Consider the following 21815-nt stretch of genomic DNA (forward strand, 5'->3'; position numbering starts at 1 on the left):
GGCGATGCACGACGGCTCCTCCCCGCGCAGCGTGCTCATCCTCGGCCTCGGCGAGTCCGGGCTGGCCATGGCGCGCTGGTGCGTGCGCGCCGGCGACCGGGTGACGGTGGCCGACACGCGCGCCCAGCCGCCGCGGCTGGCGGACCTGCGCGAAGAGCTGCCGCAGGCGCAATTCGTCGCGGGCGAGTTCGACGCCGGCCTGCTGGAGGGCGTGGTGCTGGTGTTCCGCAGCCCGGGTGTGACGCCGCAGCAGGCGGCGCCGCTGCTGCAGGCGGCCGCCGAGCGCGGCATCCCGGTGGGCGGCGAACTGGACCTGTTCACGCAGGGGCTGGCGCGCCTGCGCGAGGAGCAGGGCTACGCGCCGGCCGTGCTGGCAGTGACCGGCACCAACGGCAAGACCACCGTGACGGCGCTGACCGGCCAGCTGGTCGAGCGCAGCGGTCGCACGGTGGCGGTGGCCGGCAACATCGGCCCGACCCTGCTGGACACGCTGGCGGCCAAGGCCGACGCGCAGGCGCTGCCGCAGGTCTGGGTGCTGGAGCTGTCCAGCTTCCAGCTCGACGCCAGTGGCAGTTTCGAGCCGACCGCGGCCGCCGTGCTGAACCTGACGCAGGACCATCTGGACTGGCACGGCAGCATGGAAGCCTATGCCGCGGCCAAGGCGCGCATCTTCGGCGAACGCACGCTGATGATCCTCAACCGCGAGGACCCGCGCGTGATGCAGATGCTGCCGCCGCCGGTCAAGGTCCGCGGCGGCCGGCTGGCGCAGCGCGAGCACCTGACCTTCGGCGGCGACATGCCGCAGCGGCCGGGCGACTTCGGCATCGAGGTGGTCAACGGCATGGCCTGGCTGGTGCGCGCCTTCGAGGCCGACGAGACCCAGAAGCGGCGCAAGGACGAGGAAGTGGAGCTCCACATCCAGCGCCTGATGCCGGTTGAGGCGCTGCGCATCCGCGGCCGCCACAACGCGGCCAATGCGCTGGCGGCGCTGGCCTTGGCCAGCGCCGGCGGCGCGCAGCTGGCGCCCATGCTGTACGGCCTGCGCGAGTACCGCGGCGAGCCGCACCGCGTCGAACCCGTGGGCATCGTGGGCGAAGTCGAGTATTTCGACGACAGCAAGGGCACCAACGTGGGGGCCACGGTGGCCGCGCTGGCCGGCCTGGGCGCCGAGCGCAAGCTGGTGGTGATCCTGGGTGGCGACGGCAAGGGGCAGGACTTCGCACCGCTGGCCGAGCCGGTCGCGCGGTTCGCGCGGGCGGTGGTGCTGATCGGCCGCGATGGGCCGGTCATCCGCGCCGCGCTCGCAGGCGCCGGCGTGCCGCTGCTGGACGCCGCCACGATGGAAGAAGCGGTGCGCACCGCCGCGCAGCGCGCCCACGCCAGCGACGCCGTGCTGATGTCGCCGGCCTGCGCCAGCTTCGACATGTTCCGCAACTACCCGCACCGCGCCGAGGTGTTTCGCGCTGCGGTGCAGGCGCTGGCCGACGAAGCCGGCACGGGGCTGGAGGGCGCCGCATGAACGCGCTGGTGGCCCGCCTGGGTGGCCTGTTCGGCGGCGGCGGCCGTCCGTCCGCGCGCGGCTATCGAACCGCCGGCGCGCCGGCGCGCATCCAGGCCTTCGACCAGCCGCTCCTCTGGGTCACGGTGGCGCTACTGGCGTTCGGGCTGGTGATGGTGTATTCGGCCTCGATCGCGCTGCCGGACAACCCCAAGTTCGCGCGCTACGCCCACACCCATTTCCTGCTGCGGCACTTCCTGTCGCTGGGGCTGGGCTTCGTGGTGGCGCTGCTGGCCTTCCAGGTGCCGGTGGCCACCTGGGAGAAGGTCGCGCCCTGGCTGTTCATCGCCTCGCTGGGGCTGCTGGTGTTGGTGCTGATCCCGGGCATCGGCAAGGGCGTCAACGGCGCGCGCCGCTGGATCGGGCTGGGTGCGATGAGCTTCCAGCCGTCGGAACTCGCCAAGTTCGCGGTGCTCCTCTACGCGTCGGACTACATGGTGCGCCGGATGGGCGTGAAGGAACGCTTCTTCCGCGCCGTGCTGCCGATGGCCGCGGCGGTGGCCATCGTCGGCTCGCTGCTGCTGGCCGAGCCCGACATGGGCGCCTTCATGGTGATCGCCGTCATCGCCATGGGCATCCTGTTCCTGGGCGGGGTGAACGCGCGCATGTTCTTCCTCATCGCCACCGTGATCGTGGTGGCCTTCGCGCTGATGATCGCCTTCTCCGACTGGCGGCGCGAGCGCATCTTCGCCTACCTCGATCCCTGGAGCGAGAAGCACGCGCTGGGCAAGGGCTACCAGCTGTCGCACTCGCTGATCGCGATCGGCCGCGGCGAGATCTTCGGCGTCGGCCTGGGCGGCAGCGTCGAGAAGCTGCACTGGCTGCCGGAGGCGCACACCGACTTCCTGCTGGCCGTGATCGGCGAGGAGTTCGGGCTGCTCGGCCTGCTGGCCGTGATCGCCGCCTTCTTCTGGCTGACGCGCCGCATCGTCCACATCGGCCGCCAGGCGGTGGCGCTGGACCGCGTGTTCGCCGGCCTGGTGGCGCAGGGCGTGGGCCTGTGGATCGGGTTCCAGGCGTTCATCAACATGGGCGTCAACCTGGGCGCGCTGCCGACCAAGGGGCTGACCCTGCCGCTCATGAGCTACGGCGGCTCGGCGGTCCTGATGAACATCGTGGCAATCGCGGTGGTGCTGCGCATCGACTACGAGAACCGCGTCCTGATGCGGGGAGGGCGCAAATGACCCGGTGCGTCCTGGTCATGGCCGGCGGCACCGGCGGCCACATCTTCCCGGGCCTGGCGGTGGCCGAGGCGCTGCGCGAGCGCGCGTGGCGCGTGCACTGGCTGGGCGCGCCGGGCAGCATGGAAAGCCGGCTGGTGCCCCCGCGCGGTTTCGCCTTCGAACCGGTCGACTTCGGCGGTGTCCGCGGCAAGGGCCCGGTCACGCTGGCGCTGCTGCCGCTGCGGCTGCTGCGCGCGTTCTGGCAAAGCCTGCGGGTGGTGCGCCGCGTCAAGCCCGACGTCGTGGTCGGCCTGGGCGGCTACATCACCTTCCCGGGCGGGATGATGGGCGTGCTGCTCGGCAAGCCGCTGGTGCTGCACGAGCAGAACTCGGTGGCCGGCATGGCCAACAAGGTCCTGGCCGGCGTCGCCGACCGCGTCTTCACCGCCTTCCCCGATGTGCTGCCCAAGGCGCGCTGGATCGGCAACCCGCTGCGCGCGGCCTTCCTGCAGCAGCCGCCGCCGGCCGAGCGCCTGGCCGGCCGCAGCGGCCCGCTCAAGGTGCTGGTGGTCGGCGGCAGCCTGGGCGCGCGCGCGCTCAACGAGGTGGTGCCCAAGGCGCTGGCCCTGATCGCGCCCGAGCGCCGCCCGCAGGTGCTGCACCAGAGCGGCGCCAAGCAGATCGACGAGCTGCGCGCCAACTACGCCGCCGCCGGCGTGCAGGCCGAGCTCACCCCCTTCATCGACGAGACGGCGGGCGCCTTCGCCGAGGCCGACCTGGTGATCTGCCGGGCCGGCGCCAGCACCGTCACCGAGCTGGCGGCGGTCGGCGCCGCGGCGCTGTACGTGCCCTTCCCGCACGCCGTCGACGACCACCAGACCACCAACGCCCGCTTCATCGTCGACGCCGGCGGCGGCTGGCTGCAGCAGCAGGCGGAACTCACGCCCGAGTGGCTGGCCGCGCTGCTGCAGCAGGTCACCCGGGCCGAATTGATGCAGAAGGCGGCCGCCGCCCACGCGCTGGCCCGGACCAGCGCCACGGCCGAGGTGGTCAGCGCCTGCGAGGAACTCGCGAAAGCATGAAACACGCGATCAAGCACATCCATTTCGTCGGCGTCGGCGGCTCCGGCATGTCGGGCATCGCCGAGGTGCTGCTCAACCTGGGCTACAGCATCTCCGGCTCCGACCTGTCCGACAGCGCCACCCTGCGCCGCCTGCAGGACCTGGGCATCCGCACCTGCGTCGGCCACGCCGCCAGCCACATCGATGGCGCCGACGCGGTGGTCACGTCCACCGCGGTGCAGCCGGACAACCCCGAGGTGCTGGCGGCCCGCTTGCGCAAGATCCCGGTGGTGCCGCGCGCCATGATGCTGGCCGAGCTGATGCGCCTGAAGCAGGGCATCGCCATCGCAGGCACCCACGGCAAGACCACCACCACCAGCCTGGTGGCCAGCGTACTGGCCGAGGGCGGGCTGGACCCGACCTTCGTCATCGGCGGCCGCCTGAACAGCGCCGGCGCCAACGCCAAGCTGGGCGCCGGCGACTACATCGTGGTCGAGGCCGACGAGTCGGACGCCTCGTTCCTGAACCTGATGCCGGTGATGGCGGTGGTCACCAACATCGACGCCGACCACATGGAGACCTACGGCCACGACTTCGGCCGGCTCAAGGGCGCGTTCGTCGATTTCCTGCACCGCATGCCGTTCTACGGCACCGCCATCCTGTGCACCGACGATCCCGCGGTGCGGCAGATGGTGTCCGAGGTGCAGTGCCCGGTCACTACCTACGGCACCGGCGAGGATGCACAGGTGCGGGCGGTGGACATCCGCGCCGTCGGCACCCAGATGCATTTCACGGCGCAGCGCCGCAACGGCGTCACGCTGCCCGACCTGCCGGTCACGCTGAACCTGCCCGGCCACCACAACGTGCTCAACGCGCTGTCGGCGATCGCCGTGGCGGTGGAGCTGAACGTGCCGGACGCGGCGGTGCAGAAGGCCTTGGCCGAGTTCCACGGCGTCGGCCGGCGCTTCCAGCGCTACGGCGACGTGCAGGTGACGGCGGCCAACGGTGGCGGCCGTTTCAGCGTGATCGAGGACTATGGCCACCACCCGGTGGAAGTCGCCGCCACGCTGTCGGCGGCGCGCGGCGCCTTCCCCGGCCGGCGCCTGGTGCTGGCGTTCCAGCCGCACCGCTACACCCGCACGCGCGACTGCTTCGAGGACTTCGTCAAGGTGCTGGGCCAGGCCGACACGGTGCTGCTGGCCGAGGTCTATGCCGCCGGCGAGGCGCCGATCGTGGCCGCCGACGGCCGCTCGCTGGCGCGCGCGCTGCGCGTGGCCGGCAAGGTGGAGCCGGTGTTCGTCGACGAGATCGGCGCCATGCCGCAGGCCATCCTGGACATGGCGCGCGACGGCGACGTCGTCATGTGCATGGGCGCCGGCTCGATCGGCGCCGTGCCGGGCAAGCTGGTGGAGCTGGGGGGCGCGGCATGACGGCGATCGACGTCAAGGCCCTCGGCAAGGTCGCCGTCCTGATGGGCGGGCGCTCGGCCGAACGCGAGGTCTCGCTGATGTCGGGCAGCGGCGTGCTCAAGGCGCTGCAGTCGCGCGGCGTCAACGCGCATGCGTTCGATCCGGCGCAGCGCGAGCTGGCCGAGCTCAAGCGCAAGGGCTTCAAGCGCTGCTTCATCGCGCTGCACGGCCGCTTCGGCGAGGACGGCACGGTGCAGGGCGCGCTCGAGCTGCTGGGCATCCCCTATACCGGATCCGGCGTGATGGCCTCGGCGGTGTCGATCGACAAGGTGATGACCAAGCGCATCTGGCGCGCCGAAGGACTGCCGACGCCGGACTGGCGGCTGCTGCAGCGCGGCGCCTACACGCGCGAGCAGGTGCGCGAGATCCCCGATGCGCTCGGCCTGCCGCTGATCGTCAAGCCGGCGCGCGAGGGTTCGTCGATCGGCGTGGCCAAGGTGCAGGGCTACTCGGAGATCCAGGACGCCGTGGACGCCGCCGCCGCGCTCGATCCCGACGTGCTGTGCGAGCAGTTCATCGCCGGCGACGAAGTCACCTGCCCGGTGCTGGGCACCGGCGAGTCGGCACGCGCGCTGCCCGTGATCCGCATCGTCGCGCCCGAGGGCAACTACGACTACCAGAACAAGTACTTCACCGACGACACCAAGTACCTGGTGCCGTGCGGCCTGCCCGAGGGAGAGGAGGCTGCGATCCAGGAGCTGGTGCTCAAGGCCTATCGCGTGCTGGGCTGCCGCGGCTGGGGCCGCATCGACGTGATGATCGATGCCGCCACCCGCAAGCCATCGCTGCTGGAGATCAACACCTCGCCCGGCATGACCGGCCACTCGCTGGTGCCGATGTCGGCCCGCGCCACCGGCATCGAATACGCCGACCTGTGCCTGCAGCTGATCGCCTCGGCGGCGCTGGACCACGAACGCGGCGAGCGGCGCCGCAGCGGCAGCCCGAGCAACGGCAACAGCAACAGCAACGGCAACGGCAAGGAGGGCGCCACCGCATGAGCGCAGCCCTGCAGCAGCCCTTCGACGTGCGACTGATGAACGGCACCGCCACGGTGCTGTTCGCGCTCGCCGCCGGCCTGCTGCTGGCGGGGCTGGGCCTGTGGGCGCTGCGCCATCCGCTGTTCGCGCTGGGCGGCATCACGGTGCAGGGCGGCGTCACGCACAACAGCGTGGCCACGCTGCGCGCCAACGTGGCACCGCGGCTGGCGGGCAATTTCTTCACGGTGGACCTGGGAGCCACCCGGCGCGCCTTCGAGGCCGTGCCCTGGGTGCGGCAGGCGCAGGTGCGGCGCGAGTTCCCCAACCGGCTGCGGGTGGTGCTGCAGGAGCACCAGGCCGTGGCTTACTGGGGCGAGGAGGGCGGCTCGCGCCTGGTCAACAGCTTCGGCGAGGTGTTCGAGGCCAATGCCGGCGAGGTCGAGCCCGACGAACTGCCGCGACTGGCCGGGCCGGAAGGCCAGTCGCAACCGGTGCTGGCGATGTACCGGGCGATCGCGCCGCTGTTCGAGCGGCTGGAGCTGGCCGCTACGGGGCTGGAGCTGACCGGGCGCGGAAGCTGGCAGCTGGAGCTGGACACCGGCGCGCGGGTGGAACTGGGACGCGGCGACATCGCCGACGTGGTGCCGCGGGTGCAGCGGCTGGTCGACACGCTGACGCAGGTGGCCTCGCGCTACGGGCGGCTGCCGGAGGCGCTGCTGTCGGCCGACCTGCGCTACGGGGACGGTTATGCGATCCGGCTGCGCGGTGTGGGCACCGTGACGGCGGACGCGAAGGGCAAGGGGCAGGCGGCAGCCGCCGCCCGTTGAGGGACGAGGGGAACATGGCAAAGGAATACAAGGACCTGGTCGTCGGACTGGACATCGGCACCGCCAAGGTGATGGCGGTGGTGGCCGAGGTCCTGCCCGAGGGCGAACTCAAGCTCGCCGGGCTGGGGGTGGCCGCTTCGGGCGGGCTCAAGCGCGGCGTGGTGGTCAACATCGACGCCACCGTGCAGAGCATCCAGCAGGCGCTCAAGGAGGCCGAGCTGATGGCCGACTGCAAGATCTCGCGGGTCTACACCGGCATCACCGGCAGCCACATCCGCGGCATCAACTCCAGCGGCATGGTGGCCGTGAAGGACCGCGAGGTCACGCCGGCCGACGTGGCGCGGGTGGTGGAGACGGCGCGCGCCATCAACATCTCCACCGACCAGCGGCTGCTGCTGGTGGAGCCGCAGGAGTTCGTGATCGACGGCCAGGACGTGCGCGAGCCGATCGGCATGAGCGGCATCCGGCTGGAAGCCAAGATCCACATCGTGACCGGCGCCCAGAGCGCGGCCGAGAACATCATCAAGTGCGTGCGCCGCTGCGGGCTGGAGGTGGAGCAGCTGCTGCTCAACCCGCTGACCTCCAGCCACGCGGTGCTGACCGCCGACGAGAAGGAGCTGGGCGTGGCGCTGGTCGACATCGGCGCCGGCACCACCGACGTGGCCATCTTCACCGGCGGCGCCATCCGCCACACCTCGGTGATCCCGATCGCGGGCGACCTGGTCACCAGCGACATCGCGATGGCGCTGCGCACCCCGACCAAGGACGCCGAGGACATCAAGGTCGAGAGCGGCTGCGCCAAGCAGTTGCTGGCCGACCCGGAGCAGCAGGTCGAGGTGCCCGGCCTGGGCGACCGCGGCCCGCGCATGCTGTCGCGCCAGGCGCTGGCCGGCGTGATCGAGCCGCGGGTCGAGGAGATCTACCAGCTGGTGCAGCAGGTGATCCGCGAATCGGGCTACGAGGAAGTGCTGTCTTCCGGCGTGGTGATCACCGGCGGCAGCGCCGTGATGCCGGGCATGGTGGAGCTGGGCGAGGACATCTTCCTCAAGCCGGTGCGCCGCGGCATCCCGCAGTACACCGGCGCGCTGGCCGACATGGTGGCGCAGCCGCGCGCCGCCACGGTGATGGGGCAACTGGAGGAAGCGCGGCTGGCGCGCGTGCGCGGCCAGAAGGTGGCGCAGAAGAACGGCTCCATGAAGACCGCCTTCTCGCGCATGCGCGACTTCATCGTGGGGAACTTCTGATGGACGCCGACCTGCGCGCCGCACGGCGCCGACGACGATGGCGGTGCACCGATCCGCCCTCCTGAACGTTCAGGTTCTTTTCACATCCGACAACGACATCAAACGGCAACTGCAAGGAATAGGAGAAATCGAAATGCCCATCGAAATGATCGAGGAAGACGACGGCTTCCACCTGGGCACGCAGATCAAGGTGATCGGCGTGGGCGGCGGCGGCGGCAACGCCGTCGAGCACATGATCGCGCGCGCGGTCCAGGGCGTGGAGTTCATCACCGCCAACACCGACGCCCAGGCGCTGGTGCGCAGCGCCGCGCACAAGACCATCCAGCTGGGCAACAACGGCCTGGGCGCGGGCGGCAAGCCCGACCGCGGCCGCGACGCGGCCGAGGCGGCCGAGCACAGCATCCGCGAGGCGATCGACGGCGCCCACATGCTGTTCATCACGGCCGGCATGGGCGGCGGCACCGGCACCGGCGCCGCGCCGGTGATCGCCCGCGTGGCCAAGGAAATGGGGATCCTCACCGTCGGCGTGGTGACCAAGCCGTTCGACTGGGAGGGCGGCCGCCGCATGACCAACGCCGAGAGCGGGCTGGCCGAACTGGAGGCCAACGTCGATTCGCTGATCGTGGTGCTCAACGAGAAGCTGCAGGAAGTGCTGGGCGACGACGTCACGCAGGACGAAGCCTTCGCCCATGCCAACGACGTGCTCAAGAACGCGGTGGGCGGCATCGCCGAGATCATCAACGTCCCGGGCCACGTCAACGTCGACTTCGAAGACGTGCGCACGGTGATGGGCGAGCCGGGCAAGGCGATGATGGGCACGGCCATCGCCTCCGGGCCCGACCGCGCACGCATCGCCGCCGAGCAGGCGGTGGCCTGCCCGCTGCTGGACGGGATCGATTTGTCGGGCGCCAAGGGCGTGCTGGTGCTGATTACCGCCGCGCGCGAGAGCCTCAAGCTGGCCGAGTCGCGCGAGGCGATGAACACCATCCGCGCCTATGCCTCGCCCGACGCGCACGTGATCTTCGGCACCGCCTACGACCCCAGCCTGGGCGACGAGATGCGCGTGACCGTGGTGGCCACCGGCCTGTCGCGCCACGGCCAGCAGCGCCGCACGGCGCCGCCGCTGCAGGTGCTGCGCACCGGCACCGACAACCTGCCGGTGCAGGTGCCGACGATGCACCACATCGTGGGCAACACCGGCGTGGGGTCGGGCGCCCTGGCCGGCGCCGCGATGCCGGCCGCCGCGCCCGACCTGACGGTGCCCAGCGTCTGGCGCACCAACCGGGCCCAGGCCTCGTCCCGCGTCGAGGCGCTCAGCGCCGGCGGCATGGACGACTTCGAGATCCCGGCGTTCCTGCGTAGGCAAGCGGACTGAGCGCCACAGTCATCCCCCGCGAAGGCGGGGGATCCAGCGCAACGCGCCTGCGGCACCCGTGCGGCGCGTTGCGCTGGGTGACCGCCTGCGCGGGGACGACCGGTTCTGGGCTGGGATAGGCCATGGCACGCATGTCCCTGGGCGCACTGAGCTGGCCGCCAAAACCTAAAATTCACCCCATGCTGCCCCAAAGGACCCTCAAGACCCTGACCCGCGCCGTCGGCGTGGGGCTGCACGGCGGGCAGCGGGTGGAGCTGACGCTGCGGCCGGCGCAGCCGGACACCGGCATCGTGTTCCGGCGGGTGGACCTGCCCGAGCCGGTGGACATCCCGGTGTCGGCCGAGGCGGTGACCGACACCCGGCTGGCCTCGACCATTTCCACCGGCGCGGTCAAGGTGCATACGGTCGAACACCTGATGTCGGCCTGCGCCGGACTGGGCCTGGACAACCTGTACATCGACATCACCGCCGAAGAGGTGCCGATCCTGGACGGCTCCTCGTCGTCGTTCGTGTTCCTGCTGCAAAGCGCCGGCATCGTGGCGCAGAACGCGCCGCGCCGCTTCATCCGCGTGCTGCAGCCCATCGAGGTGCGCGAGGGCGAGGGCGACGCACTCAAGTGGGCGCGCCTGGCGCCCTACCACGGCTACAAGCTCAGCTTCGAGATCGACTTCGACCACCGCGTGGTCGACTCGACCGGCCAGCGGGTCGAGTTCGACCTCGGCCAGGGCAACTACCAGCGCGACATCGCGCGGGCCCGCACCTTCGGCTTCACCAAGGACGTGGAGATGATGCGGGCCAACGGCCTGGCGCTGGGCGGCGGCATGGACAACGCCATCGTGATGGACGACTACCGCGTCCTGAACACCGAAGGCCTGCGCTACGAGGACGAGTTCGTCAAGCACAAGATCCTGGACGCGATGGGCGACCTGTACCTGCTGGGCAAGCCGCTGCTGGCGGCCTACAACGCGTTCCGCTCGGGCCACGCCCTGAACAACAAGCTGCTGCGTGCCCTGCTGGCCCAGCGCGACGCCTGGGAGCTGGTGAGCTTCGAGGACGAGCGCCAGGCGCCCGCCGGGTTCACCCAGCTCGCCCGCGCCTGGTAGCGCGGCATGCTGGTCTTTCGCTGGGCCATCCTGCTGTTGCTGCTGGGCGCCGGCACCTGCTTTGCCTTCTATGCCGCCACCGCCCAGCCGCGCTACCGCCGCTGGGGCCTGGTCACGCTCAAGTGGACCTTGATCGCGGCCTTCGCCTTCTTTGCCGTGCTGGCGCTGGAACGGCTGGCCTGAGCCGGCAGGCGGCGCGAACTCAGTGCGCCCGGCCGGCCTTGTACATGCCGGTGGTGCGGCGCGTGGTCTGCGTGGCTTGCGCGATGCGCGCCATGGCCTGCCCGGCATGGGCGTGCGTGATCGCCAGCCCGAGCGCATCGGCCGCATCCTTGCCGGGTAGTCCGGGAAGTTTCAGCAGGCGTTTGACCATCTCCTGCACCTCGGCCTTGCCGGCCTTGCCGTAGCCGGCGATCGCCTGCTTCATCTGCAGGGCGGTGTACTCGGCCACAGTCAGCTCGCAGGCCACCAGGGCCGTCACGCAGGCGCCGCGCGCCTGCCCGAGCAGCAGCGTGGCCTGCGGGTTGGCGTTGACGAACACGATCTCGACGGCGGCGGCGTCCGGCTGGTAGCGCTCGCGCACCTCGGCGATGCCGCGGAACAGCACCTTCAGCCGGGCCGGCAGGTCGCCGCGCGGCAGGTGGGTGGTGCTGATGGTGCCGCTGGCGACGTACTGCAGCTCGTGGCCTTGCGCGTCGACCACGCCGAAGCCGGTGGTCTGCAGGCCGGGGTCGATGCCGAGGATTCGCATGGGCGCCGTCGAGTCTACCGCCCGCGCGCCCGCGGCTGAGGCGCCAAAGCGAATTCGGTCGCCGCCCCGCTGCGGCACGGTCCTACAGGCCGGCGGCCAGCCCGGCGGCAAATTGGGCTTCTCGCAATCGAAGGGATGTGCCCAATGAAAACCTTGCTCATCGCGTCCATGCTGGCGCTCGGACTCGCCGGCTGCGCCGGCTACGGCCAACCCGGGGCCGGCGGCACCCGCACCGCGGGCCAGGCGATCGACGACGCCACCATCGGTACCCGGCTGAAGGCCGCCTTTGCGGCCGACCCGCAGCTCAGCGCCCTGAAGATCAACGTCGATACGACGCAGGGCAACGTCAAGCTGCGCGGGTCGGTCAAGAACATGCAGGAGTGGCGCAAGGCCGGCGAAGTGGCGCGCGGCATCGAGGGCGTCAAGTCGGTCGACAACCAGCTCGTGATCGGCGGCTAGACCCCGAAGTACCAGCGCACCGAGTGGAAGAACACCGGTGCGCTGAAGCACAGCGCATCGACCCGGTCCAGCAGGCCGTTGGCGCCCGTGACCGAGGCGCGGTGGCCCCAGGCCGGCACGCCGCGGTCGCGCTTGATGGCCTTCATCACCAGGTGCCCCAGCGAGCCGGCGGCGCAGGCGATGAAGGCCATCGCCACCGCCTGGCCGGGGCCGAAGGGCGTGATGAACGACAGCGCGCCGCCCAGCAGGCTGCCGACGGCCATGCCCAGCGCCCAGGTCGCCCAGTTGAAGCTCTTGCTGACCTGCGGAATGGCCGCTGGCCGCGGGGAGCGGCGCGTGAGCAGGTGCTGCACCACCATGCAGGTCTGCACTACGAACACCAGGAAGAACACCAGGAACGCGCCCTTGCCGACGTAGCCGCGCTGCGGGAAGTCCAGCAGCAGCAGCGCGGGCAAGTGGCTCATGCCATAGACGCAGACCATGATGCCCCACTGCATCTTGGCATTGCGCTCCAGGAAGCGCTGGGTATCGCCGCCCAGCGCGCTGGCCAGCGGCAGCGCCAGGAACACATAGACGGGAATGAACACCGTCAGCAGGTCGAAGCGGCGGGCGGCGGCCAGCCAGAACTGGATCGGCAGCACCACGAAGAAGGCCGCCACCAGGCTGCGATGGTCGCCGCGGCGGGTGGGCGACAGCGTGATGAACTCGCGCAGTGCGAAGAAGGCGACCAGCCCGAACAGCAGCGTGGCGCCGGTGTGGCCGGCGGCCCAGCCGATCCAGAACACCACCACCATCGCCCACGACGACGACAGCAGCCTGCGCGCATCGGTGAGCCGTTCCTGCCAGGCTTCGTCATCGGTCGCTTGCGCCGGGTTGCGAAAGCCGAGCAGGAACACGGCCACGCTGGCCAGTGCCAGGATGCCGAACACCAGGAAGAACAGCGCGCCGACCTGCTGCTCGGGCGCCAGGCTGCGCAGGAAGTCGTAGCCCGCCGTCATAAGTCACGCAGCTCGATCACGGCCTGGCGCGCGCGGGCCAGGAAGGCATGGCGGTCCTCGCCGGGCTGCAGCGCGACGGGAGCGCCGAAGGTCACCGAACACAGGATCGGCACCGGCACCACCTCGCCCTTGGGCATGACCCGCTGCACGTTGGCGATCCAGGCCGGCACCAGCACCACCTCGGGAAAGCGCACCGCCAGGTTGTACAGGCCGGCCTTGAAGGGCTGCGGTTCCTCGGCGTGGCCGCGCGTGCCTTCCGGAAACAGGATGATGGAGTCGCCGTTCTCCAGGGCCTGGACCAGCGGCTCCAGCGGGTCCTGCTCGCCGGTGCGGGCCCGGTCCACGTACACGGCGTTGAAGACCGCCGTGGTGATCCACCGGCGCAAGCGGCCCCGGGTCCAGTAGTCGCGCGCGGCGATCGGCCGCGTGATGCTGCGCAGCTCGTGCGGCAGCGCCGCCCAGATCATCACCAGGTCGGCATGGCTCTGGTGGTTGGCGAAATAGATGCGCTGTTCGGCCTTGGGCGGACAGCCGTGCCAGCGCGCCTGTGCCCCGGTGAGCAGCCGCACCAGGCCCAGCAGGAAGATGCCCATCGCCTTGGCCAGCATCGGCCGATGATAAGCAGCTCGGCCATGGCCGTGGCAACGGCCCTCGGGGCCGGGGTGCGCGCCGACGGCCGGGTTGCTCGACTGCCGATATGCTGCGCCGATGCGCCTGGCTGCCTGTTGCATGATCCTCGCGGCGATCGCGCCCACCGTTGCAGCGGCGGACGACGCCTTGCTGCAGGCCCTGCAGCAGGCGCGCCGGCAATGCGGCGCAGCCGGGCCGGCGCTGCGGCCGCAGCCGCAGCTCGACCAGGCGGCCCGGCGCTTGGCAGGCGGCGCGCCGCTCGAAAGTGCCCTCCAGGCCAGCGGCTATCGCGCCCAGCGCAGCTTCCAGTGGACCTTGCGCGGCTACCGGTCGCCGCAGGCGGCGATGCAGGCGCTGGTGCCGCAGCATTGCCGTGCCCTGGCCGACCCCTCGCTGCGCGAGGTCGGCCTGCAGCGGTCGGGCAACGCGTGGTGGGTGATCGCCGCCGCGCCCTTCGATCCGCCGGCCGCCGGGCAATCCGGCGACGTGTCGGCGCGCGTGCTGGTCCTGGTCAACCGGGCCCGGGCGCAGCCGCGGCGCTGCGGCAGCCAACCGTTCGATGCGGCCGCCCCCGTGTCGCTCAATGCCTTGCTGGTGCGGGCGGCGGCGGCGCATGCGGATTCGATGGCGCGTTACGGCTACCTGGCGCACGAGGGCCGCGACGGCAGCACGCCGGCCGAACGGGTCGATCGCACCGGCTACCGCTGGCGCAAGGTCGGCGAGAACGTCGCCTCCGGCCAGACGAGCGCGGAGCAGGTGGTGCACGGCTGGCTGGCCAGTCCCGAGCACTGCGCCAACATCATGGAGCCGCGCTTCACCGAAATGGGCGTGGCGTTTGCCGTGAACACCGCCAGCGACGGCGGCATCTACTGGGCCCAGGTGTTCGCTCTGCCGCGCTGAGCGCGCGCCTTTTCAGCTGGAGGTTGTCCCTCTGGCCAGTTCGCTGTTTCCGAGAGCTAAGGGCTTCCGGGACGTTTGCCCTGTGCAGTCCGGGAGATTTCTCCCCTGCGACCCGTGCCCTGCGAGAGCCGAATCTCGTTCGCGCCAGATGCGGGGGCGACGACTTGTCGCTGGATGCGCCTGGCGTGGAGGAATGCTCCGAATGAATGATGCTCGTACGGTTCTCGTCACCGGTGGGGCTGGCTATATCGGTAGCCACGCGTGCGCCGAACTGGCTCGGGCAGGGTACGCCCCGGTCGCGTACGACAACCTGAGTACCGGACATCGCGAGAGTGTTCGCTGGGGGGCGCTGGAAGTCGGGGACATCTGCGACCACGGGCGGCTGGGCGCGGTGCTCCTGAAGTACAAGCCGGGGGCGATCATGCACTTCGCGGCAAAGGCCTACGTGGGTGAGTCCATGGAGCATCCGCGCAAGTACTACCGCAACAACGTGGCCGGCACCCTCACCCTGCTCGAGACGGCGCTCGAGCACGAAGTCAGGTTCTTCGTCTTTTCAAGCAGTTGCGCCACCTATGGCATCCCGCTCGCCTCCCGGGTTTCCGAGACGACGCCACAAGTGCCGATCAGCCCGTACGGAGCAACGAAGCTGATTTGCGAGCAGATGATTCTCGACTTCTGTCGCTCCTATGGGATGACCGCCGCCTTGTTGCGTTACTTCAACGCAGCAGGCGCACACCCGACGGCCCCGATCGGCGAGTCGCACGATCCCGAACCGCACCTCATTCCATGCGTTCTCGACGTGGCAAGCGGACGCGCCGCTGAAGTCAGGATCCATGGGGGAGATCACCCCACCGTCGATGGCAGCTGCGTTCGGGACTATGTTCACGTGTGTGACTTGGCTGACGCCCACGTTCTGGCCTTGAAGTATCTGGAGCAGGGCGGGATTCCGGATGCGTTCAACCTGGGAAATGGCAAGGGGTTTTCGGTGCTGCAGGTCGTTGAAGCGGCATCGCGTGTGACCGGTCGCGACATCCCGTACCGGATTTGCGAACGCCGTGCCGGCGACACCGCCGCGGTTTTCGCCGACGCCAGCAAGGCAGCCTCCAGATTGGGCTGGCGGCCCAACTTCGCCGACCTCGAGGTGATCATCCAGCACGCATGGCGCTGGCACCAGCACCGGGCTTATTGAGCGCCGCCGCCAGCACGCTCCCGACGAGCCACGGGAGCTCAAGGGTCGGTCGGTAGACGCGTTCACCCCCGCGTTCCGTTCGCTGATGCGTTGCCACCCGGGCGCGCGGCTGGCCGGACCTGCGCGCCCGGCAGCTCGCGGGGGGAGACGGTTGGGCGAACCGTTCGGTACAACAACAAGCTCCCGGGATGTTTGTCCCCTATCGACCGTGAGACTCCTCTCATGCCGTGCAAACGGTGTGAGCGCCAAATCCTTCGCTCACGAAAGGAGTGCTTCATGGCAGCCATCACCCCCCGGGGCGTGCAGCCGCAGTCGGCGAAGGCTTCCGAGGCCGCAGATCTCCAGGTCGTATTCCGGAGAACCTCCGTACGGGCACTCCGCGATGCGCGGCGAGTTGCGAAACTTGAATTGCCTGCAAGCGGCGTGAAGCCCGCCCTGAATAGGAAGGAAATAGCGGTGGTGGGCTTGGGGTTTGTCGGGCTCGCGAACTCGTGCCTCCTTGCAAGGAACAACCGGGTCGTCGGCGTCGACGTGTCCGTGCAAAGGACGGCTGCCATCAACGCGGGGCGCAGTCCGATCTGCGACCCCGACATCGAGGCATTCCTGTCTTCGTCCGGATCGCGGATCGAAGCAACCACCGACGCCGAAGCGGCGTTCACGGGCGCGGACTACGTCGTCATCGCGACCCCGACGAACTACGACCCGGCGACGAACCGCTTCGACACGCGAAGTGTCGAGACAGTCGCCAGGCAGGTCATCGCGGTCAATCCGGACGCGGTCATCGTCATCAAGTCAACCGTGCCGGTGGGCTTCACCGAGCGGCTGAAGGCGGAGACCGGCTCGCGCAACATTCTGTTCTCGCCGGAGTTCCTGCGAGAAGGACGCGCCCTGCACGACAACCTGCATCCATCCCGGATCATCGTGGGGGAGCAGTCCGAGCGGGGCCGCGCGTTCGCGGATGTGCTGCTCGAAGGAACCGCCGAGAAGAATGCTCCCGTGCTGCTGACCAGCTCAACCGAAGCGGAAGCGATCAAGCTGTTCTCGAACAGCTTCCTCGCCATGCGGGTGGCGTTCTTCAACGAGCTGGATTCGTACGCGTTCAGCCACGGCCTGGACACGCGCGCGATCATCAGCGGGGTTTGCCTCGATCCGCGCATCGGGGCGCACTACAACAACCCCTCGTTCGGCTACGGCGGGTATTGCCTGCCGAAGGACACCAAGCAACTGCTGGCGAGTTTCGGTGACGTTCCGCAGACGCTGATCGGGGCCATCGTCCGATCGAACGCCACCCGCAAGGATTTCATCGCTGGAGCAATCCTGCAGCGCAGGCCCCGGACCGTCGGCTTCCACCGCCTGGTCATGAAGAGCGGAGCGGACAACTACCGTACTTCAGCGATTCAGGGCGTCATGAAACGGATCAAGGCCCATGGCGTCGAGGCGTTGGTCTACGAGCCGCTGCTGCAGGAGAACTCTTTCCTCGAATCGCGCGTCGTCCGGGACCTCGAGGTCTTCAAGCGCGAATGCGATGTGATCGTGGCGAACCGGCTCACGGCTGATCTGCGCGATGTGCGCGAGAAGGTGTTCACCCGGGACGTGTTCGGCGCCGATTGACGGCGACCGGCTCCTGCGACCGCGCGCACGCGTGGCTCGCCGCAACGACGGCTCCAGACGAGCTGCCGGCCCGCAAGGCCTCACTCCCCACGGCGCTGCGCCGGTTGCAGAGGGCGCACCCGGCCGGCCGCGGCAACCTGGGGCCACTTGCGGGGCGGCGCATGCGAGTCGGAGATCCGAACGCCCACCGCGTCCTCGACGCACCGGCAATATGCGCTGCGGAACGCATCGACCGAGAACCGCTCAGCCTGGGCGCGGCAGGCGAGCGGGCTGAACTGTCCAGCCGACTCCTCGAACCGAGCCACGGCGGCGATGACCGACTCAGGCGTCTGCTTGTCGAAGAACAGGCCGGTGGGCGCGTCACTGCCCTCGATCGGCCGCACAGTCTCCCGCGCGCCTCCGCGGCCGTAGGCAATCACGGGTGTGCCGCACGCCTGGGCTTCGACGAGCGTGATCCCGAAATCCTCCTCGGCGGCGAACACGAACGCCTTGGCTCGCTGCATGTAGTCGCGCAGTGGCCCGGCGGGCTGGCGGCCGACCAGCTGGATGTTGGGGCTGCCGGCCGCCAGCTTGCGGCACCGGTCGAGATCGGGGCCCTCGCCCACCACCACGAGGCGCCGGGCGGGCATGCGCGCGAACGCCTCCACCAGGACGGGCATCTTCTTGTAGGGCACCATCCGTGCGGCGGCCAGGTAGAAGTCCTCCTTGGCGGTGCGCAGCGCGAAGGACTGCACGTCCACGGGAGGATGCACCACCACGCTGTCGCGCCCGTAGGCCTTGCGGATCCGGCGGCCGACGAAAGCGGAGTTGGCGATGAACAGGTCCACCCCCGCGGCCGTGCGGCAGTCCCACAGGCGCATGTAGTGCAGCATGAGCCTGGCCAGCAGGCCCTTCGCGCCGCGGGCCAGGCCCGAATCCTGGAGGTACTGGTGCTGCAGGTCCCAGGCGTACCGGATCGGGCTGTGCACGTAGCTCACGTGCACCTGGTCCGGCCCGGTGAGCACGCCTTTGGCGACCGCGTGGCTGCTCGAGAGCACGAGGTCGTAGTCGCTGAGGTCGAGCTGCTCAATCGCGACGGCCATGAGGGGCAGGTAGTGGCGGAACGCGCGGCGCGCGAAGGGCAGCCGCTGGATGAAGGTGGTGTGCACCGTCCTGCCGCCGAGGAAGGCACGGTCCGGCCCGGACAGGAAGTCGACCACCCCGAAGACGTCGGCCTGGGGGAAGAGCGCCAGCATCTGCTCGACCACCCGCTCCGAGCCGGCATAGCTGTCGAACCACTCGTGAACGATCGCGACTTTCACCCGGACACCTCCGCGCGGCTGGGCGCACCGAACGCCCATCCGCAGTGTCGCGCGGCAGCAAGTCTGCGGCCCATGACGGGTGTCCCGGGTCGGCTCGGTCAATCGTCCTGACCGGTGAAGAAAAAAGCCGCGGACGAAGTTCGTCCGCGGCTGCCATGCCGGTGGCGAGGGGGCGAGCCAGGGCTGTATCAAGCGCCCGGCTCGCTCGCGGCGCTCAAGGGGCCACGTAGCCCACCGTGCCGCCGCCATGCGGGACGACGGTCACGCCGGGGCCGTTGCCCGCGTAGGCCGGGCCGCTACCGGTGTAGCGGTTGTTCTCCAGGCGCACGTTCGTCTGCGGGCCCCACCAGTTGAAGCCGTTGCGGCCGTCCTGGATGATGTCGTTGGAGATCACCTTGATGTCGTCGTTCGGTGCGCCGCCGTTGTAGCTGCCGTCCGAGAAGATCAGCACCGCGCCGTGGCCGTTGCTCACGTTGCCGCAGTTCTGCAGCGTGTTGCGCTGGGCGGTGGCGCCGATCACGTTGAACGTGTTCCACGGCGTTTCCTGCGCGAAGTAGAGGCAGGCCCACTGCGAGTTGTTCTGCAGGAGGTTGTTCTCGTACAGGATGTTGCGGCCGCCGAGCACGCTCATGTTGCGGCCCCACTTGTTGCCGCGCACGATGTTGTTGCGCGCCGTGACGTTGCTCACCGGCGTGCCGTCACCCTGGTAGCTGACCACGGCGATGCCGTCGTCGCCGCTGCCGTCGATCACGTTGTTCTCCACCGTGATGTCGCTGGCGCCGTCGGTCAGGTGGATCGAGTCGGACAGCGAGTTGCGGATCGTGTTGTTGGTGATCAGCCCGCGGTTGGCCTTCCGAAGCGTCTGGATGCTGGCGGCCGGCGAGTTCTCGATGGTCACGCCGTCGATCACGAAGTTGGTGGCGCCCCAGATCATGATCTTGGTGGACTCCCAGTTGGGCACGCGACCGGGCGCCGGCGCCCCGGTGAGCTTCACCTTGGTCACGCTGGGCGCGTTGCCGCGCATGTAGATCGAGGCTTGCTGCCAGTTGGTGGCGTACAGGACGGAGGTCGGGCCGGCGCCGGCGATCTTGCCGCCGTCCAGCTGGATGACCGAGCTGAAGTTGCACTGGCCGGCCGGGATCAGCAGCGCCAGGCCCTTGGCCTTGGTGTCCGCGATGCCGCGCGAGATGGCCGCGTTGTTGTCGGTGCGGCCGTCGCACACGCCGCCGTAGTTGGTCAGGCTGATCCCCGCGGGCGCAGGGGCCGGAGCAGGAGACGACGGCGAGAGGCCCGAGGTGGCCACGTCGGCGCCGGTTGCCGAGCTGGCCACGTCGCCGCCACCGCCGCCGCCGCAGGCCGCCAGAACGGCGGACATCAGCGCGGCCAGGCAGAGTCGCTTGCGGGATGATGATTGGGCTTGGGGGGAGTACTGCAATGTCTTCACTGTTGAGATGAGGGCTGAGACGTAGGGGTCATGGTTGAGCCAGCCTGGCTTGGCGCGAATGGAGCTGTCTCCGACACCCTTGCGGAAGGGACCTCGGCTCAGGAAGGCCATGAGGGGCCGCTCGAATGCAGCCGGCAGGACCCTGCCGTCTGCATTCAGGGGAGTGGCGCCAGGCGCCACCGAGATCCGTCGTTCACCCTGACCCGCCGCAGTGGAGTCCGGCGGGTCGGGCTGCCGATCCGGACCGGACTCAGGGGGCGACGTAGCCCACCGGCCCGCTGGAGTACCGGACGACGGTCACGCCGGGGCCGTTGCCCGCGTAGGCCGGGCCGCTACCGGTGTAGCGGTTGTTCTCCAGGCGCACGTTCGTCTGCGGGCCCCACCAGTTGAAGCCGTTGCGGCCGTCCTGGATGATGTCGTTGGAGATCACCTTGATGTCGTCGTTCGGTGCGCCGCCGTTGTAGCTGCCGTCCGAGAAGATCAGCACCGCGCCGTGGCCGTTGCTCACGTTGCCGCAGTTCTGCAGCGTGTTGCGCTGGGCGGTGGCGCCGATCACGTTGAACGTGTTCCACGGCGTTTCCTGCGCGAAGTAGAGGCAGGCCCACTGCGAGTTGTTCTGCAGGAGGTTGTTCTCGTACAGGATGTTGCGGCCGCCGAGCACGCTCATGTTGCGGCCCCACTTGTTGCCGCGCACGATGTTGTTGCGCGCCGTGACGTTGCTCACCGGCGTGCCGTCACCCTGGTAGCTGACCACGGCGATGCCGTCGTCGCCGCTGCCGTCGATCACGTTGTTCTCCACCGTGATGTCGCTGGCGCCGTCGGTCAGGTGGATCGAGTCGGACAGCGAGTTGCGGATCGTGTTGTTGGTGATCAGCCCGCGGTTGGCCTTCCGAAGCGTCTGGATGCTGGCGGCCGGCGAGTTCTCGATGGTCACGCCGTCGATCACGAAGTTGGTGGCGCCCCAGATCATGATCTTGGTGGACTCCCAGTTGGGCACGCGACCGGGCGCCGGCGCCCCGGTGAGCTTCACCTTGGTCACGCTGGGCGCGTTGCCGCGCATGTAGATCGAGGCTTGCTGCCAGTTGGTGGCGTACAGGACGGAGGTCGGGCCGGCGCCGGCGATCTTGCCGCCGTCCAGCTGGATGACCGAGCTGAAGTTGCACTGGCCGGCCGGGATCAGCAGCGCCAGGCCCTTGGCCTTGGTGTCCGCGATGCCGCGCGAGATGGCCGCGTTGTTGTCGGTGCGGCCGTCGCACACGCCGCCGTAGTTGGTCAGGCTGATCCCCGCGGGCGCAGGGGCCGGGGCCGGAGCGGGTGCAGGGGCCGGCGCGGGCGCAGGGGCCGGAGCAGGCGCCGGAGCAGGCGCCGGGGCCGGTGCCGGGGCCGGTGCCGGGGCCGGTGCCGGGGCAGGTGGGTTCTTCTTCAGTTGGCCAGGCGCATTGGGGTTGGCGTTGGGGTTGGCGGCCAGCATCTGGGCGCTGAGGTCGCCGTCGGCGGCCGACGCATCGGCCACGAACTCGTCGCCGCCGCCGCCGCAGCCGGCCAGCACGGCGGCCATCAGCGCGGACAGGGCAAGGCGGTTGTGGAGGGAGGATTTCTGTTGGGATGGGTACTGCATGTCGTCACTGTTGAGATCGGAAGCGCGACGGTAACGGCCAGGGTTGAGCCACGTGTAAGCGACCTCCGGAAACTGTGTCCAAGGCTGCGGCGCCCTCCGGCGCGCGTTCCGCTCTTGAGCTAGGCAAATGGATGAGA

Annotated in this window: 19 protein-coding genes and 1 pseudogene; 14 read left to right on the forward strand and 6 right to left on the reverse strand. The window is 69.8% G+C overall.

The features are described 5' to 3' along the window. Positions 1 to 4: 4 nt before the first annotated feature. From murD to PE066_RS15105, 10 genes are all read left to right on the forward strand, one after another. Entirely contained in the window at positions 5 to 1519 is a 1515-nt protein-coding gene (murD, locus tag PE066_RS15060; RefSeq protein ID WP_271236591.1) for a UDP-N-acetylmuramoyl-L-alanine--D-glutamate ligase, read from the forward strand. Then, positions 1516 to 2742 (forward strand): putative lipid II flippase FtsW, encoded by a 1227-nt coding sequence (ftsW, locus tag PE066_RS15065; RefSeq protein ID WP_271233343.1) that lies wholly within the window; start codon positions 1516 to 1518, stop codon positions 2740 to 2742. The genes murD and ftsW overlap by 4 nt, the downstream gene beginning before the upstream one ends. Then, positions 2739 to 3803 carry an undecaprenyldiphospho-muramoylpentapeptide beta-N-acetylglucosaminyltransferase gene (gene murG, locus PE066_RS15070; RefSeq protein WP_271233344.1) on the forward strand — a complete coding sequence of 355 codons (1065 nt, stop codon included), beginning with the start codon at positions 2739 to 2741 and terminating at the stop codon, positions 3801 to 3803. The genes ftsW and murG overlap by 4 nt, the downstream gene beginning before the upstream one ends. After that, positions 3800 to 5212 (forward strand): UDP-N-acetylmuramate--L-alanine ligase, encoded by a 1413-nt coding sequence (gene murC, locus PE066_RS15075; protein ID WP_271233345.1) that lies wholly within the window; start codon positions 3800 to 3802, stop codon positions 5210 to 5212. The genes murG and murC overlap by 4 nt, the downstream gene beginning before the upstream one ends. After that, entirely contained in the window at positions 5209 to 6249 is a 1041-nt protein-coding gene (locus tag PE066_RS15080) for a D-alanine--D-alanine ligase (RefSeq protein WP_271233346.1), read from the forward strand. Before murC ends, PE066_RS15080 begins: the two co-directional genes overlap by 4 nt. After that, a complete protein-coding gene (locus PE066_RS15085) occupies positions 6246 to 7055 on the forward strand; it encodes a cell division protein FtsQ/DivIB (protein ID WP_271233347.1) in 810 nt (269 codons plus the stop codon). The genes PE066_RS15080 and PE066_RS15085 overlap by 4 nt, the downstream gene beginning before the upstream one ends. A gap of 14 nt (positions 7056 to 7069) precedes the next feature. Then, positions 7070 to 8299, forward strand: coding sequence for a cell division protein FtsA (gene ftsA, locus PE066_RS15090; protein WP_271233348.1), 1230 nt, complete (start codon positions 7070 to 7072; stop codon positions 8297 to 8299). A gap of 133 nt (positions 8300 to 8432) precedes the next feature. Beyond that, the gene (gene ftsZ / locus PE066_RS15095) at positions 8433 to 9674 is read left to right on the forward strand and encodes a cell division protein FtsZ (RefSeq protein ID WP_271233349.1); all 1242 of its coding nucleotides are present in this window, start codon (positions 8433 to 8435) and stop codon (positions 9672 to 9674) included. 179 nt (positions 9675 to 9853) lie between these two features. After that, positions 9854 to 10777: a UDP-3-O-acyl-N-acetylglucosamine deacetylase gene (gene lpxC, locus PE066_RS15100; RefSeq protein ID WP_271233350.1), complete on the forward strand. Its 924-nt coding sequence runs from the start codon at positions 9854 to 9856 to the stop codon at positions 10775 to 10777. A 6-nt stretch (positions 10778 to 10783) separates the two neighbouring features. After that, positions 10784 to 10960, forward strand: coding sequence for a hypothetical protein (locus PE066_RS15105; RefSeq protein WP_271233351.1), 177 nt, complete (start codon positions 10784 to 10786; stop codon positions 10958 to 10960). A 19-nt stretch (positions 10961 to 10979) separates the two neighbouring features. On the opposite strand, the gene ruvC is transcribed toward PE066_RS15105, so the two are convergent. Then, positions 10980 to 11528: a crossover junction endodeoxyribonuclease RuvC gene (gene ruvC, locus PE066_RS15110; protein ID WP_271233352.1), complete on the reverse strand. Its 549-nt coding sequence runs from the start codon at positions 11526 to 11528 to the stop codon at positions 10980 to 10982. A gap of 144 nt (positions 11529 to 11672) precedes the next feature. Between ruvC and PE066_RS15115 the strand changes: the two genes are divergently transcribed. Next, complete coding sequence (locus PE066_RS15115; RefSeq protein ID WP_271233353.1) at positions 11673 to 11987, forward strand: BON domain-containing protein; 315 nt, start codon at positions 11673 to 11675, stop codon at positions 11985 to 11987. On the opposite strand, the gene PE066_RS15120 is transcribed toward PE066_RS15115, so the two are convergent. Together PE066_RS15120 and PE066_RS15125 are read right to left on the reverse strand one after the other, a co-directional pair. Beyond that, positions 11984 to 12985 (reverse strand): phosphatidate cytidylyltransferase, encoded by a 1002-nt coding sequence (locus PE066_RS15120; protein ID WP_271233354.1) that lies wholly within the window; start codon positions 12983 to 12985, stop codon positions 11984 to 11986. The genes PE066_RS15115 and PE066_RS15120 overlap by 4 nt on opposite strands. After that, positions 12982 to 13593 (reverse strand): lysophospholipid acyltransferase family protein, encoded by a 612-nt coding sequence (locus PE066_RS15125; RefSeq protein WP_271233355.1) that lies wholly within the window; start codon positions 13591 to 13593, stop codon positions 12982 to 12984. The genes PE066_RS15120 and PE066_RS15125 overlap by 4 nt, the downstream gene beginning before the upstream one ends. Before the next feature lie 121 nt (positions 13594 to 13714). Between PE066_RS15125 and PE066_RS15130 the strand changes: the two genes are divergently transcribed. The 3 genes from PE066_RS15130 (at position 13715) to PE066_RS15140 (ending at position 17315) form a co-directional block, all read left to right on the forward strand. Next, positions 13715 to 14515 carry a CAP domain-containing protein gene (locus PE066_RS15130; RefSeq protein WP_271233356.1) on the forward strand — a complete coding sequence of 267 codons (801 nt, stop codon included), beginning with the start codon at positions 13715 to 13717 and terminating at the stop codon, positions 14513 to 14515. 202 nt (positions 14516 to 14717) lie between these two features. Beyond that, on the forward strand, positions 14718 to 15704 hold the full coding sequence (gene galE, locus PE066_RS15135; RefSeq protein WP_271233357.1) for a UDP-glucose 4-epimerase GalE: 987 nt from the start codon (positions 14718 to 14720) through the stop codon (positions 15702 to 15704). Between the two features lie 276 nt (positions 15705 to 15980). Beyond that, complete coding sequence (locus tag PE066_RS15140) at positions 15981 to 17315, forward strand: nucleotide sugar dehydrogenase (RefSeq protein WP_271233358.1); 1335 nt, start codon at positions 15981 to 15983, stop codon at positions 17313 to 17315. Between the two features lie 110 nt (positions 17316 to 17425). On the opposite strand, the pseudogene PE066_RS15145 reads toward PE066_RS15140, so the two are convergent. The 3 genes and pseudogenes from PE066_RS15145 to PE066_RS15155 all read right to left on the reverse strand — a co-directional run. Beyond that, a pseudogene (locus PE066_RS15145) lies at positions 17426 to 18655 on the reverse strand (glycosyltransferase family 4 protein); the annotation flags it as partial. Positions 18656 to 18830: 175 nt separating this feature from the next. Then, positions 18831 to 19991 carry a right-handed parallel beta-helix repeat-containing protein gene (locus PE066_RS15150; RefSeq protein WP_271233359.1) on the reverse strand — a complete coding sequence of 387 codons (1161 nt, stop codon included), beginning with the start codon at positions 19989 to 19991 and terminating at the stop codon, positions 18831 to 18833. 319 nt (positions 19992 to 20310) lie between these two features. Continuing rightward, on the reverse strand, positions 20311 to 21678 hold the full coding sequence (locus tag PE066_RS15155) for a right-handed parallel beta-helix repeat-containing protein (RefSeq protein WP_271233360.1): 1368 nt from the start codon (positions 21676 to 21678) through the stop codon (positions 20311 to 20313). Between the last annotated feature and the right edge of the window lie 137 nt (positions 21679 to 21815).

Origin of the sequence: Ramlibacter tataouinensis, assembly GCF_027941915.1 — a bacterium.
Lineage (GTDB): Bacteria > Pseudomonadota > Gammaproteobacteria > Burkholderiales > Burkholderiaceae_C > Ramlibacter > Ramlibacter tataouinensis_C.

Excerpts from the sequence above, each read along its gene's own strand:
- PE066_RS15140 (WP_271233358.1), top strand. The coding sequence starts at position 15,981 with ATGGCAGCCATCACCCCCCGGGGCGTGCAGCCGCAGTCGGCGAAGGCT.
- PE066_RS15125 (WP_271233355.1), bottom strand. The coding sequence starts at position 13,593 with ATGCTGGCCAAGGCGATGGGCATCTTCCTGCTGGGCCTGGTGCGGCTG.
- ruvC (WP_271233352.1), bottom strand. The coding sequence starts at position 11,528 with ATGCGAATCCTCGGCATCGACCCCGGCCTGCAGACCACCGGCTTCGGC.
- murG (WP_271233344.1), top strand. The coding sequence starts at position 2,739 with ATGACCCGGTGCGTCCTGGTCATGGCCGGCGGCACCGGCGGCCACATC.
- PE066_RS15085 (WP_271233347.1), top strand. The coding sequence starts at position 6,246 with ATGAGCGCAGCCCTGCAGCAGCCCTTCGACGTGCGACTGATGAACGGC.
- galE (WP_271233357.1), top strand. The coding sequence starts at position 14,718 with ATGAATGATGCTCGTACGGTTCTCGTCACCGGTGGGGCTGGCTATATC.
- PE066_RS15155 (WP_271233360.1), bottom strand. The coding sequence starts at position 21,678 with ATGCAGTACCCATCCCAACAGAAATCCTCCCTCCACAACCGCCTTGCC.
- lpxC (WP_271233350.1), top strand. The coding sequence starts at position 9,854 with ATGCTGCCCCAAAGGACCCTCAAGACCCTGACCCGCGCCGTCGGCGTG.
- PE066_RS15120 (WP_271233354.1), bottom strand. The coding sequence starts at position 12,985 with ATGACGGCGGGCTACGACTTCCTGCGCAGCCTGGCGCCCGAGCAGCAG.
- PE066_RS15080 (WP_271233346.1), top strand. The coding sequence starts at position 5,209 with ATGACGGCGATCGACGTCAAGGCCCTCGGCAAGGTCGCCGTCCTGATG.
- ftsW (WP_271233343.1), top strand. The coding sequence starts at position 1,516 with ATGAACGCGCTGGTGGCCCGCCTGGGTGGCCTGTTCGGCGGCGGCGGC.
- PE066_RS15130 (WP_271233356.1), top strand. The coding sequence starts at position 13,715 with ATGATCCTCGCGGCGATCGCGCCCACCGTTGCAGCGGCGGACGACGCC.
- PE066_RS15115 (WP_271233353.1), top strand. The coding sequence starts at position 11,673 with ATGAAAACCTTGCTCATCGCGTCCATGCTGGCGCTCGGACTCGCCGGC.
- murC (WP_271233345.1), top strand. The coding sequence starts at position 3,800 with ATGAAACACGCGATCAAGCACATCCATTTCGTCGGCGTCGGCGGCTCC.
- murD (WP_271236591.1), top strand. The coding sequence starts at position 5 with ATGCACGACGGCTCCTCCCCGCGCAGCGTGCTCATCCTCGGCCTCGGC.
- ftsA (WP_271233348.1), top strand. The coding sequence starts at position 7,070 with ATGGCAAAGGAATACAAGGACCTGGTCGTCGGACTGGACATCGGCACC.
- ftsZ (WP_271233349.1), top strand. The coding sequence starts at position 8,433 with ATGCCCATCGAAATGATCGAGGAAGACGACGGCTTCCACCTGGGCACG.
- PE066_RS15105 (WP_271233351.1), top strand. The coding sequence starts at position 10,784 with ATGCTGGTCTTTCGCTGGGCCATCCTGCTGTTGCTGCTGGGCGCCGGC.
- PE066_RS15150 (WP_271233359.1), bottom strand. The coding sequence starts at position 19,991 with ATGTCCGCCGTTCTGGCGGCCTGCGGCGGCGGCGGTGGCGGCGACGTG.